Source organism: Polynucleobacter sp. AM-26B4 (assembly GCF_018882285.1).
Classification (GTDB): Bacteria; Pseudomonadota; Gammaproteobacteria; order Burkholderiales; family Burkholderiaceae; genus Polynucleobacter.
In genome coordinates this window covers 518,500-530,783 of the sequence record NZ_JACVOT010000001.1, presented here as the reverse complement: position 1 = coordinate 530,783, position 12,284 = coordinate 518,500, and the positions used below count along the sequence as shown (strand labels likewise).

At 43.2% G+C, this 12,284-nt stretch carries 16 protein-coding genes; 6 read left to right on the top strand and 10 right to left on the bottom strand.

The features are described from left to right. Window positions 1-15: 15 nt before the first annotated feature. The 6 genes from adk to ICE88_RS02600 all read right to left on the bottom strand — a co-directional run bounded on the left by adk (window position 16) and on the right by ICE88_RS02600 (window position 4,081). Window positions 16-681 carry an adenylate kinase gene (gene adk, locus ICE88_RS02625; protein ID WP_216249051.1) on the bottom strand — a complete coding sequence of 222 codons (666 nt, stop codon included), beginning with the start codon at window positions 679-681 and terminating at the stop codon, window positions 16-18. 144 nt (window positions 682-825) lie between these two features. Further along, window positions 826-1,587 carry a 3-deoxy-manno-octulosonate cytidylyltransferase gene (gene kdsB / locus ICE88_RS02620; protein ID WP_216249050.1) on the bottom strand — a complete coding sequence of 254 codons (762 nt, stop codon included), beginning with the start codon at window positions 1,585-1,587 and terminating at the stop codon, window positions 826-828. Window positions 1,588-1,608: 21 nt separating this feature from the next. Continuing rightward, window positions 1,609-1,782, bottom strand: coding sequence for a Trm112 family protein (locus ICE88_RS02615; protein ID WP_216249048.1), 174 nt, complete (start codon window positions 1,780-1,782; stop codon window positions 1,609-1,611). Between the two features lie 72 nt (window positions 1,783-1,854). After that, the gene (gene lpxK / locus ICE88_RS02610) at window positions 1,855-2,979 is read right to left on the bottom strand and encodes a tetraacyldisaccharide 4'-kinase (RefSeq protein WP_216249045.1); all 1,125 of its coding nucleotides are present in this window, start codon (window positions 2,977-2,979) and stop codon (window positions 1,855-1,857) included. Between the two features lie 10 nt (window positions 2,980-2,989). After that, a complete protein-coding gene (locus tag ICE88_RS02605) occupies window positions 2,990-3,451 on the bottom strand; it encodes a biopolymer transporter ExbD (RefSeq protein WP_216249043.1) in 462 nt (153 codons plus the stop codon). A 9-nt stretch (window positions 3,452-3,460) separates the two neighbouring features. Continuing rightward, entirely contained in the window at window positions 3,461-4,081 is a 621-nt protein-coding gene (locus ICE88_RS02600; protein ID WP_216249041.1) for a MotA/TolQ/ExbB proton channel family protein, read from the bottom strand. 295 nt (window positions 4,082-4,376) lie between these two features. Between ICE88_RS02600 and xseA the strand changes: the two genes are divergently transcribed. Both xseA and sodB read left to right on the top strand, forming a co-directional pair. Then, window positions 4,377-5,609 carry an exodeoxyribonuclease VII large subunit gene (gene xseA / locus ICE88_RS02595; RefSeq protein WP_216249039.1) on the top strand — a complete coding sequence of 411 codons (1,233 nt, stop codon included), beginning with the start codon at window positions 4,377-4,379 and terminating at the stop codon, window positions 5,607-5,609. A gap of 49 nt (window positions 5,610-5,658) precedes the next feature. Then, complete coding sequence (gene sodB / locus ICE88_RS02590) at window positions 5,659-6,237, top strand: superoxide dismutase [Fe] (protein WP_089515277.1); 579 nt, start codon at window positions 5,659-5,661, stop codon at window positions 6,235-6,237. A gap of 97 nt (window positions 6,238-6,334) precedes the next feature. Here sodB and ICE88_RS02585 read toward each other — a convergent pair whose 3' ends face one another. Further along, entirely contained in the window at window positions 6,335-6,820 is a 486-nt protein-coding gene (locus ICE88_RS02585; RefSeq protein ID WP_089515278.1) for a YajQ family cyclic di-GMP-binding protein, read from the bottom strand. 49 nt (window positions 6,821-6,869) lie between these two features. Between ICE88_RS02585 and murB the strand changes: the two genes are divergently transcribed. Beyond that, the gene (murB, locus tag ICE88_RS02580) at window positions 6,870-7,892 is read left to right on the top strand and encodes a UDP-N-acetylmuramate dehydrogenase (RefSeq protein ID WP_216249037.1); all 1,023 of its coding nucleotides are present in this window, start codon (window positions 6,870-6,872) and stop codon (window positions 7,890-7,892) included. A gap of 77 nt (window positions 7,893-7,969) precedes the next feature. On the opposite strand, the gene ICE88_RS02575 is transcribed toward murB, so the two are convergent. Then, window positions 7,970-8,860, bottom strand: coding sequence for an AEC family transporter (locus ICE88_RS02575; protein WP_216249036.1), 891 nt, complete (start codon window positions 8,858-8,860; stop codon window positions 7,970-7,972). Window positions 8,861-8,886: 26 nt separating this feature from the next. Here ICE88_RS02575 and xerD point away from each other — a divergent pair, with 26 nt between their 5' ends. Next, complete coding sequence (gene xerD / locus ICE88_RS02570; RefSeq protein WP_216249034.1) at window positions 8,887-9,882, top strand: site-specific tyrosine recombinase XerD; 996 nt, start codon at window positions 8,887-8,889, stop codon at window positions 9,880-9,882. Next, entirely contained in the window at window positions 9,879-10,490 is a 612-nt protein-coding gene (gene plsY / locus ICE88_RS02565) for a glycerol-3-phosphate 1-O-acyltransferase PlsY (protein ID WP_255535176.1), read from the top strand. Before xerD ends, plsY begins: the two co-directional genes overlap by 4 nt. 110 nt (window positions 10,491-10,600) lie before the next feature. Here plsY and ICE88_RS02560 read toward each other — a convergent pair whose 3' ends face one another. After that, window positions 10,601-11,029: a universal stress protein gene (locus ICE88_RS02560; RefSeq protein ID WP_215290949.1), complete on the bottom strand. Its 429-nt coding sequence runs from the start codon at window positions 11,027-11,029 to the stop codon at window positions 10,601-10,603. Between the two features lie 130 nt (window positions 11,030-11,159). Further along, the gene (locus ICE88_RS02555) at window positions 11,160-11,570 is read right to left on the bottom strand and encodes a DUF2237 family protein (RefSeq protein ID WP_216249032.1); all 411 of its coding nucleotides are present in this window, start codon (window positions 11,568-11,570) and stop codon (window positions 11,160-11,162) included. Between the two features lie 136 nt (window positions 11,571-11,706). Between ICE88_RS02555 and ICE88_RS02550 the strand changes: the two genes are divergently transcribed. Further along, on the top strand, window positions 11,707-12,153 hold the full coding sequence (locus tag ICE88_RS02550; protein ID WP_216249030.1) for a thiol-disulfide oxidoreductase DCC family protein: 447 nt from the start codon (window positions 11,707-11,709) through the stop codon (window positions 12,151-12,153). Window positions 12,154-12,284: the final 131 nt, after the last annotated feature.

The window sequence follows — 12,284 nt, the reverse complement described above, 5'->3', positions numbered from 1 at the left end:
TTAAGGCTTTTTGATTTATTTCAAAGCAGCAAAAACGCTCGCTGTGATGACATCGACTGAACCAGTGCCTTCAATTTTCCGATAGGCGGGTGCTGAAACTTTGGCTGCTGGATCACCATTCTTAGACCAGCCAGAATAGTACTCAACCAATGGTCTAGTTTGAGCGTCATAAACATCTAAACGCTTTTTGACTGTTTCTTCTTTGTCATCTTCACGCTGAATTAATTCTTCACCAGTTTCATCATCCTTGCCAGCCACTTTTGGCGGGTTGAATGTGACATGGTAAGTACGGCCTGAAGCAACGTGTACGCGACGACCGCTCATGCGATCAATGATGGCGCTGAAAGGCACGTCAATTTCAAGAACGTAATCAATCGGCACGCCCGCATCTTTCATCGCTTGTGCTTGAGGAATGGTGCGTGGGAAACCATCAAATAGATAGCCCTTGGCGCAATCAGCTTGAGTCAGACGATCTTTGACAAGACCAATGATGATTTCATCCGAAACCAAACCACCAGAATCCATGACTTTTTTAGCTTCGATGCCAAGCGGAGTGCCAGCTTTAACAGCTGCACGTAGCATGTCACCAGTAGAAATTTGGGGGATACCAAACTTCTCACAAATAAATTTAGCCTGCGTGCCTTTTCCAGCGCCTGGTGCGCCCAATAGGATCAATCGCATGGTTAACTCCCTTTTTATTATTGAATCAGGTAATACAAAATTTAAAAAAGTATAAGAGTAGGCTGATTGTTTGACAGCTTGCTGACTCTTTCTAATATCTGGGAGATTTTCCCATTATTTGCCCTTGAAGGCTAATTTTTGAGCCTAGGATTTACCCAGGCTGTTAAAAACCTGGCGAACACGCTCTAAATCATCAGCTGTATCAACGCCTGGGGGCGGGGCCTCATCAGTTAGTAAAACTTGTATAAGGTGACCATGCCATAGGGCTCTGAGCTGTTCTAAAGCTTCGGCTTCCTCGATGGGGGCTGGGGGAAGTTGCGAGAATTTCTTCAAAAAACTGGCTCGATAGGCGTACATCCCAATATGTCGATAACACTGCGCTTGGTATTGCTCAGGATTGCGACTAAATGGGATGGCGGAGCGTGAAAAATAAAGTGCCTGTTGAGACTGGTTCATGACCACTTTCACCACATTGGGATTGTTTACTTCAGCAAGATCATGAATCGCTAAAGCTGTGGTCGCAATCGATGCTTGAGGGTGTTGTGAGAGTGTTTGCGCAACATCAGTGATCAAGTCAGGGGGTATCAATGGTTCGTCACCTTGAACGTTGACAATGATTTCATCATCATGCAAATTAAGTTTGGTGACCACTTCACTCAATCGATCAGTACCTGTTGGGTGATCTTTGCTGGTCAGCATCACATCTAAGCTATGAGCTTTACAGGCATCAAAAATACTTTGATCGTCAACCGCAATCACCACTCGTGAGGCCCCAGACATCAGTGCACGCTCCGCCACTCTGACCACCATGGGCTTGCCAGCAATATCAGCCAATGGTTTGTTGGGTAAACGAGTCGAGGCTAAGCGCGCAGGAATCACAACCAAGAATGGGGTGTTAGGCTTCATTAAGTTTTTGCTTATTTGGTTTTATTTAGAAGCGTTCAGTTCACGTGCTTCATTCACCAGCATCACTGGAATGTCGTCACGAATCGGGAAGGCCAGTTGATCGGCTTTGCAAATTAATTCATTGGTCTCAACATCGTGATGTAAAGGAGATTTGCAAATTGGGCAGACCAAAATATCAAGTAAACGTTTATCCATGATGTGTCAGCTAAAGAGTTATTGGATTATCTTAAGAGGCGGTGAATGAATCTAATGCTTTAAGTGTTTGTGTCAAGGTTGGGGTCTTTTTAATATCTCAACCATTTGGGCAACAAAGTCTTTTGGCAAATCCACCGTGATAGGCAAAATCCAGATACGCTCATCATCCTTATAGTCGTTGAGTTGTTTGCATTTTACGGCATCCTTCTCGGTGATGAGTATCACTTTTGCAGTATTTTCTTTGAATGGATTGGTGGAAAAGTCAAAATGATCTGGTAACGCCATTTCTTGAAACTTCAAACCAGTTGATCTTAATAAATCAAAGAATTTCTTCGGATTGCCCAAGCCTGCTGCAGCTAACAACTGTTTCTCGGTATCTTCGTTTGGATCGAGCAGTTGAGTGATTTCACTCAAAGCCATTCGATGACTTGGTGTTGCCAGCTGATAAAGCTGATCGGTCTTAACGGGCAGTACAAAATTTGGGGCATCCTGAAAGTAGGGCGGCAAAGCTTTGCTTGTGTCTTCGGCGCCAACAATGTTCAAGGTAAAGTCGCGTGCACGCTGAGGTTTTTCTCGTAGCGGTCCGGCAGGCATCAGCCATTGATTACCTTCTCCTCTGGCATCGCGAACGACCAGTTCAATGTCTCTGCCACCTTCTCGTGCAGGCCAACGTTTCAGCTTGTAATGCTGAAGGCCATCATCACTGATGATCACATTCACATCAGGATGTTTGATCATCAATGCTTTTGCTGCATTCACGCGATGGCTGTGAACCATCACCGGAATTTTTTGATCAGCTAATTCTTGGGCCATATAGCAAGGCTCATCACCGTGCTCGATTGGTGAAGATTCTGGAGTGACTTCTTCTGGAGCTGACTGAGCATTTGATGAATTGCTTTGATAGCCACGAGAAATGATGCCTGGCTTAAAACCATGAAGATGCAAAGCTTTTGCAATGGCTAAAACTGTGGGTGTTTTTCCGGTGCCACCAACCCGAATATTTCCAACAATCACTAGGGGTACAGAGATTGCTTCGCTTCTAAGTATGCCCACGACATACAGAGCTTTTCTGAGACCAGTGAGCCAGCCAAAAATAAGCGATGCGGGCCACAATAAAAGTGCTTTAAAACCTCTTTTTTCCCAAAAGTTAGGCGCTTGAAGAGCTTGTGTGTTTTGGGTAAGTTTTTGTTGGCTCATATTGCCAATGCTACTTTGACTTTGATTGGGTGGCAAACACGATGTTCGGCAAATTTGCATTGCGCGCAGCTTCCATCACTTGCATCACCGCTTGATGAGGCGCTTTACCGTCGGCAGCAATGATCACCATAGGACCATTGTCGCCACCAGTGTTTTTTGCTGATTGACTCAAGCTTTGGGTCAGTTGCTCCATCGCTACTCTTTTGCCATCAATCGCCACTCGACCATCTGAAGAGATTGCAACAGAGATATCTTTTGGTTTGCTTTTTGATGCAGCACCTTCTGCAGCTGGCAAGGTGATGGATAGTTCTTGATAGCGTGTGAAAGTTGTAGAGATCATCAAGAAAATCAATATCACCAACAGAACATCGATGAAAGCAATTAAATTGATTTCAGGAGCTTGTTGCTGACTATTGGGAGCGCTTGATTTTCCTAAGAAAAAAAGGCTGCGATGATTTTGACGAAAAAGCATGAGGGCTAATTAAATACTGTTCAAGTGAGCGAGTAATTTTTTTGCAGCAACATCACACTCACGTTGGCGCTTTTCAGCCATTGCTTTGAGACCTCTCCAACCAGCATATGCAGGAATCGCAATCAATAAGCCAAAGGCAGTGTTGTACAAAGCAATTGAAATACCGTTGGCCAATTGTTGAGGGTTGGCACCAACGCCTTGCTGGCTGCCAAAAATTTCAATCATGCCAACAACAGTACCAAACAAGCCTAAAAGAGGCGCAATCGTTGCAATCGTTGCCAGGGCACCTAAATAGCGTTCCAACAAAATAGTGACGAATTCGGCGGCATCTTGCATCGCTGCAATGATTTTGTCCTCTGAGCCACCGTTTGCTTTTTCCAATAAGGCTGCCGCCAAAATTTGTCCAAGGGGCGCAGCATCTGATAATGCTTTCGTAGCGTCTTGAGCGGTTTTAGGCTGTTTTAGAGCCCCAGAACTGGCTAATTGGATAGCGCCTTCTAATAATTGGGGTGGTGTGATCCGTTTGGTCTGTAAAAACCAGATTCTTTCCAAAAGAATCGCCAAAGCAAGAATGGATGTGATCAATAAGGGCCAAACTGGCCAGCCAGCGGCAATAAGAATTGTGTACATACCCTATACTTTAAACGATGGAGTTATGTGGGGCTCAAAGGTCTGTGGGAAAAAGCATCAAGCTTGTGGATAACTATGTGAAAAACTTTCTTTAAGATGCGTGCTAAGCCCTTGATTCTTGGTTGTGAGCTTAAATTTTCAAAATTTATAAATTGAATATTTATATTAAAATCAATAAGTTGCATGATGATGATTGATTCTGATCGGAATTATGGGAAGGCACCCTAGTTTTTAATTGGCCCTGTGGATAGTTATTAACCGCGAAGCCATATAGTTACTAATTTGACATGGACAAATGACAGAAATATCAAAAGAAATTATCGGTGTTGGAGATCTGAACCGCGCGATTGCCAGTGTTTTGGAAGAGGGTATCGGTAGCGTCTGGGTTCGAGGGGAGATTTCTAACTTCAAGGCTTATGACAGCGGACATTGGTATTTCTCTTTAAAGGATGCCGAAGGTCAAATTCGTTGCGTCATGTTCCGCGGCAGGAATGGTCAAGTTGGTTTTTTACCCAAAGAAGGGGATTTAGTTGAAGTGGCCGCTAACATTTCTATGTACGTTCCACGCGGAGACATTCAATTAAACGTTGGGATGATGCGTCGAGCCGGTCAGGGTGGTTTGTATGAGGCCTTCTTGAAGCTCAAAGATAAGTTGAGTAAAGAGGGTCTGTTTGATGAGGATGCCAAGCGTTCACTGCCCAAGCACCCTAGACGCATTGCAGTGATCACATCACCGCAAGCAGCCGCTCTGAAAGATGTACTCAGTACCTTGGCTCGAAGGGCGCCTCACATCCCCGTCACAATCTTTCCAAGCTTGGTCCAAGGGGTTGATGCACCCCCAGCTCTGATCAAAGCCCTGGAGGCCGCTTATGCGGTTGCTAAGGCGGATGAAATTGATGTCATCCTCTTGGTCAGAGGTGGTGGCAGTATTGAAGATTTATGGGCGTTCAATGATGAGGGCTTGGCCCGAGTGATTGCGCAATCGCCTGTTCCTTTAGTTTCTGGGGTCGGGCATGAGACAGATTTCACCATCGCAGATTTTGTGGCTGATTTGCGTGCCCCTACACCAACTGGTGCCGCAGAGTTAGTCACTCCTGATCGACAAGCTTTGTTGCAAGACTTGAGTGCGCTTAGTCAAAAAATGTCGACACGGGTCAGTCAAAGAATTGATAAGGAAGCACAACGTTTAGATCAACTGTCATTGAGACTTTCTCATGCCTTGCCCAATGCTGATCGGATGAAAGAAAAGATTGAACAATTGACAATGCGTTTAGATCAATCCTGGCAAGTCAGGATCAATACTTATTCAGAAAAACACCGCAGTTGGGCCAGTCATTTGGAACTTTTAAGCCCACAAAGAACCTTGGATCGTGGGTATGCAGTTCTTTTGAATAAGCAAGGTCAAGCTTTGCGGGATCCTAAAAGCATCGATCAAGGCGATCAAGTGGATGTTCATTTGGCCTTGGGCAGTGCTCAGATTGAAATATCAAAAGTGAGCCTTTCGGCAAAGATAATTTCAAAAGAATAGAATAGCGTTTTAGTTCAGTCACAACACTCAAAGATCAACAGGAGATTTTATGGAACATACATTACCGCAGTTACCTTATGCACTAGATGCATTAGCACCACACATTTCTAAAGAAACTTTGGAATTCCATTACGGTAAGCATCATCAAACCTATGCCACCAACTTGAATAACTTGATCAAGGGCACAGAATTTGAATCAATGAGCTTAGAAGACATCGTTAAAAAATCTTCAGGTGGTGTGTTCAATAACTCCGCTCAAGTGTGGAACCATACTTTTTACTGGATGGGTTTGAAGCCAAACGGTGGCGGTGCTCCAACAGGCGCATTGGCTGATGCCATCAATGCAAAGTTTGGTTCTTTTGATAAATTCAAAGAAGAGTTCACAAAGTGTGCGGTTGGCACATTTGGTTCAGGCTGGGCTTGGTTGGTAAAGAAGTCAGACGGTACTCTTGATTTGGTTTCAACCAGCAATGCTGCAACACCTTTGACAACAGATGCCAAGCCTTTGTTGACTTGTGACGTTTGGGAGCACGCTTACTACGTTGACTACCGCAATGCCCGTCCAAAATATGTTGAGGCATTCTGGAACTTGGTTAACTGGGACTTCGTAGCAAAGAACTTTGCTTAAGGTTTAAATCTTAAGTTTTAAGCACTAAAGAACATTAAGCAAAAAACCTCTTGGTTGAATAGACCAAGAGGTTTTTTATTGCTGAATTTTTTCTAAATTAGTCTCTAAAGTTATTAAAGTTCAGTGGAGCTTCCTCCACATCCTTGCGAAGCATCGCCATGGTTGTCTGAAGATCATCTCTCTTAGCGCCTGTGACACGCACAGCATCACCTTGAATACTCGCTTGGACTTTGATCTTGCTGTCTTTGATGATACGGACAATCTTCTTGGCAAGTTCCGTGCTGATACCTTTTTGAATTTCAACAATTTGCTTGAGCTTGTCGCCTGAAATCTTTTCAAGCTTGCCGTCTTTTAGAAAGCGCACATCAACATTGCGCTTGGCTAATTTGGCCAACAGCACATCACGCACTTGTCGTAACTTAAAGTCATCGTCACCAAAAAGAGTGAGTTCTTCACCTTTGTGTTCAATTCTGGCATCAGAGCCTTTGAAGTCAAAACGCGTAGAAATTTCTTTATTGGCTTGTTCCAGAGCATTTTTTACTTCAATCATGTCTGGTTCACATACAACGTCAAATGAGGGCATGGGTCACCTAAAAATCAATTGAAAAGTTAATCACAGTTAAGATTGTGGCATGAAGATTGAATTAAATGCCACATTACGCGAACACAACACCTTTGGTTTTGATGTGTCTGCCCAATATTTGGTGCATTTGACCGAAGTTGTGGATGTGCCTGAATTGATTCAAAAAGCTCAAAAAGACAATGTCCCTTGGCAAATCTTTGGGGGTGGCAGTAATTTGGTGCTCGCCAAAGATTTGGCTGGCTATACCGGTTTGATGGAAATCAAAGGGCGCCAACTGTTAAAAGAAACTGCCACGCATTTTTATATTGAAGCGATGGCTGGTGAATCTTGGCATGAGTTGGTATCTTGGTCTTTGGATAATAACTATGAGGGGCTTGAGAATCTAGCCCTGATTCCAGGAACAGTGGGTGCAGCACCGATTCAAAATATTGGCGCTTATGGTTTGGAGTTGGCCGAAGTGTTTGATAGTCTTTGCGCGTTTGATACTTTGAGCAATAAGTTCATCAAGCTATCTAAAGAGCAATGTGATTTTTCATACAGAAACAGTGTTTTTAAAAAGCAGCCGGGACGCTATGTAGTTGTTTCAGTTTGCTTTGCGCTTCCCAAAGAATGGAAGGCCAATCTTTCTTATGCAGAGTTGAACAAGGCTTTTCAAGATCAAGCAAAGGTTTGCGCCAAAGATATCTTCGAAAAAGTTTGCTCGATTCGTCAAGCGAAGTTGCCAGATCATCGAGTGATTGGTAACGCAGGTAGTTTTTTCCATAACCCTGTTGTGGGTTATCAGCAGCATCTTGAATTAAAGAAACAATTCCCATTGATGGTGAGCTACCCAACTGATGCAAGTAATCTTGAAGGTGATTGGAAATTAGCTGCGGGCTGGTTGATTGATCAGTGCGGCTTCAAAGGTCAGCGTCAGGGCCATGTGGGTGTGTATGAAAAGCAAGCTTTGGTCTTAGTCAATCATGGCGCTGGCACAGGACTTGAATTGCTTGGCTTGGCTGATGCGATCAAACAAAAAGTTAAAGAAACATTTGGTGTTTCTTTAACGATTGAGCCGATCATTTATCAATGATCTAAGATCTAAGATCTAAGATCTTGTTACTAAGTGCTAGATTGAAAAATCTGTTGATCAGAAAAAGATTTTGATGATTAAAGCAGTAGTAGCCACAGCGGTAGTGTGACTGCAGCAGCAATCGTCATGATTGAAATGCACACTGCCACTAAAGCTCCATCACCACCCATGCGGTTGGCTAAAACATAAGCTGTTGTCGCAGTTGGCATAGCGGCAAATAGCACTACACTGTTCAATTGCGCTTGAGACAAGCCCATATAACGACCCAGAATAAGTGCCACAGCTGGCATAGCCAATAATTTAATCGCGCTCCAATAAGCAATCAGAGCACCATCTTTTTTGCTCTGGATCCACATCAAGCCAGATCCAACGGTGAGTAGGCCCAAGCCAATCGATGCCGCTCCTAAGCGTGACATGCTAAGAGCGATGGGTTCTGGTAGTTTTAAGCCTAGAACGTTGCTGATCAATCCTAAAGTGGTTGCGATGATCAAAGGGTTCTTTAAGAGCTCTTTGAAAATGTGAGATTCGGAATTTTTCGCCAAGGCCCAAACGGCAAAACCATTCGCGACTGGTACAAAGCATCCAGTGGTGATCGCCATCAATGCCACACCTTCTTCACCGGCTAAGCGACCAGCCGCAGCAAAGGCGATGTAAGAATTAAAACGAAACGCTGTTTGAAAACCTGATGACCAACTCATAGAAGATGGTTTGAAAATCCATTTAGCTGCAAAGCTAAGACCCATGGCGCTGAAAAAAGCCACAGCAGCAACCAACAACATATTGCTGGTACCGCCCCAATCAAAATAGGTTTGATTGATGGAGTGGAATAAAAGGGCAGGGAAAAGCACGTAATAAACCAGCTTTTCAACACTCTCCCAGACTGTTTTGTCTAAAACTGTGTAGCGCACCAGCAAGAAACCCAGCAAAATGAGCAGGAAGTCTGGAAGCAGTAAAAATGCAGGATTCACAGTGTCTCTTTTAGAATAAAAGCTCAATGGTAGTCAAAAAAACAACTTCTGGCAGAAAAACTGATATTGGAGAGCAATTTCAGGATGATGCCCCCATGAGTAAAGTCTTGATCAGAAGCATGGAAGCTGTTGATATCTTTTGTGATGCTTGTTGGCTTGAAGATGGTTTATCTAAAAATACATTGAGCGCTTACCGACAAGATTTAAATATTTTTTCCAAGTGGCTGGATGCTGATCGCCAAAAGTTTATTTACGATGCCAACCCGGCTGATGTGATGGCCTACATTGCTCATAGACGATCTGACAAAGCAACCACGGCCAATCGTCGTTTGACTGTCTTAAGACGTTTTTATCGTTTAGGTATTCGCAAGAATTTAATCAAGGCAGATCCCTGTCTTAATTTAAGAGCAGCAAAACAAGCGCCACGTTTTCCGAAAACACTCAGTGAGTCTCAGGTCGAATCTTTATTGGCCGCACCTGATTTAAATACAGCCTTGGGGGTTCGCGACAGAACCATGCTCGAGTTGATGTATGCCAGTGGTTTGCGTGTTTCCGAAATAGTTTCTTTGAAAACCATTGAAGTTGGTTTGAATGAAGGTGTTGTGCGCGTCGTCAGCGGCAAGGGTGGTAAAGAGAGATTGGTGCCTTTTGGGATGGAAGCTGCCACATGGTTAAAGCGCTATCTTGATGAATCAAGACCACAGCTTCTCAGCGCATCAAAACAAAACTCTTCAAGTCAGTATTTGTTTTTGGCTCGTCATACGGGTGACGGCATGACTCGCCAAGCTTTTTGGCACATCATCAAGCGCTATGCCACGATTGCTAATGTCAATGTGCCTTTATCCCCTCATACGCTACGTCATGCCTTTGCCACTCATTTACTGAACCATGGTGCTGATTTGAGGGTGGTGCAATTATTATTAGGTCATGCAGATATTTCAACGACTCAGATATACACTCACGTGGCACGTGAACGTTTAAAAAGTATTCATCAACAGCATCATCCAAGGGCAAGCATATGAACCAATTCATGTTCAGTGGTTTAGTGGTTTTAATGGCGTATTTGATCGGTTCTATTTCTTTTGCAGTAGTTGTTAGCAAGCTCATGGGCTTGCCTGATCCGCACAGTTATGGCTCTGGTAATCCAGGGGCCACCAATGTATTGAGAACAGGTAGCAAGGCTGCGGCTGTGCTAACTCTTTTGGGTGATGCCGCCAAAGGATATATTGCTGTCGTTCTTGCCAGAGCTTTGGTGGGGGTGGATATTGATTCTTGGGTCTTACCAGCAGTGGCCGTGACAGCATTTATAGGCCATCTATTCCCAGTGTTTCATGGTTTCAAAGGTGGCAAGGGTGTTGCGACAGCCTTGGGTATTCTTCTGGCCATTAATTGGGTGTTGGGACTCACAACTCTATCAACTTGGTTGATCGTAGCAGTTTTCTTAAGATACTCATCTTTGGCAGCTTTGATCTCTGCTTTGTTTGCCCCAGTTTATTTTGTTTTCTTATTCGGCATCCAGCCAATGGCCATGGCTATTTTGTTGATGAGTACTTTATTGATTTGGCGTCATCGCTCAAACATTGCAAATTTACTGAATGGCACTGAGGGTCGTTTGGGTAAGAGGAAATAACAAAGTAGTGACAAAGAAGTAACAAAGAATTAACAATGCATTAAAAAAGCCACTTAGTTGACTAAGTGGCTTTTTGTTTACGAGCTTTGGTTCAGCTGTTTTGATTTTAATTATTTAATGATCAAAACTGGTTGCTTAGATTGAGCCAATACTTGAGATGTCACTGAGCCCATCACAAGACTCATCAAAGAGCTGCGGCCATGAGAACCCATCACAATCATTTCTGCTTTGGCTGTTTTAGTTTCAGCGAGGATGGTGTCAGCAACGTGACCAATTTTTTGAACTAATTTATAAGGTACTTTTGCCTTGTCTAATTTAGCTGTTGCTGCTTTGATGGCGGCTTTGCTCTGATCGGCGTACCAATCAGCGATATTTTTTTTGGAAATATATTGAGTAACTTCAGGTGGGATGACGTTTGGTTCAACGTGCAAAACGATCAAACCAGATCCTTTGCCTGAAAACATTGATGCATTTTGAATCAAATAATCAATTGCTTTGATGCTGTGCTTTGAGCCGTCAATCGATACAAGAACTTTCATTGAATCTCCTTTAGTTACTTTATTAATATTTCTACTATTCAATATTAAGCCATATTTATTCAATCTAATCAAAAGATTTGATTTTGATGCGGCTGATTCTTTTGGAGGCTTCTTTTATTGAAAAACTTGATTAAATCAATGCATCTTTCACTGCATATTGCTTGAGAGTTTCAAGGTCAACGTATTCAAGGGCATTGATGTGCGTGCTTTCTAGTTGTATGAGGGGTGCGCAGTTGGCTTTAAGAGCTTCTCTCCAGCGATTCAAACACAAGCACCATTGATCACCTGACACGAGACCAGGGAATGCCCATTCTGGCCGAGGGGTGATCAAATCATTGCCTCTTTGAAGACTGAATTGCAAAAACTCATCGGTAACAACTGCGCAAACTAAATGACTGCCTTTATCTTGAGCATCTGTTTTGCAACAGCCATCTCTAAAAAATCCTGTGAGTGGATCAAATGAGCAGGGAACGATGGGTTCACCAAACACATTGAGAGTGATCTCTTGGGATGCGTGATTGTGAGCTTGCTTCTGTGTCATGAAATTCAATCAATGTATTAACAATGTCACCAGTGTATTGGTTTTATTTTATTTGCGTGGTTGCGCACTAAATTCACTAAAAACCCCTAAAAGCCGCTAAAAGCGAAGGCTCTTAATAAAGATTACACTGATTCACATGAGCTCATCCCATCACTCATCTACTAACTTGCCCATCAATTCACTGAAGCCATTCACGCTTTTTTATGATGGTGCTTGCCCTTTGTGTTTGGCGGAAATCACTTTTTTAAAGTCACGCAATCAAGCTGGTTTGTTGAGTTTTGTGGATATCAATTCTGCGAACTATGATCCCCAAGCGGTGGGAGTATCGTGCAAAGATGCTTTGGCCAAGATGTACGGCCAAGTAGAGGGAGAAGCACCCATCAATGGTGTTGCTGTTTTTGGCGAAGCTTATCGCAGGGCTGATTTGAAAACATTGGCTTGGATTTTTACGAGAGCATGGATGATGCCCATCCTAAAGCCGAGTTATTGGTTCTTTGCCAAGTATCGGCACGGCATTTCTTCTTTATTGGGTCCATGCCTTTTGAGGTTCGTTAAAAAACGCTATTCCACTTTTTATGAGTAAAGTTTTATTTAAGAGAATATAGTTGGGGCCTTGAATCTGGGGTAAGAGGTCTCGTAAATATGTGTAGCATAAACAACTAATTCCAGCGTCATAATGAAGAGAAACTTATATTTTTTGATGGGCAAATTTAA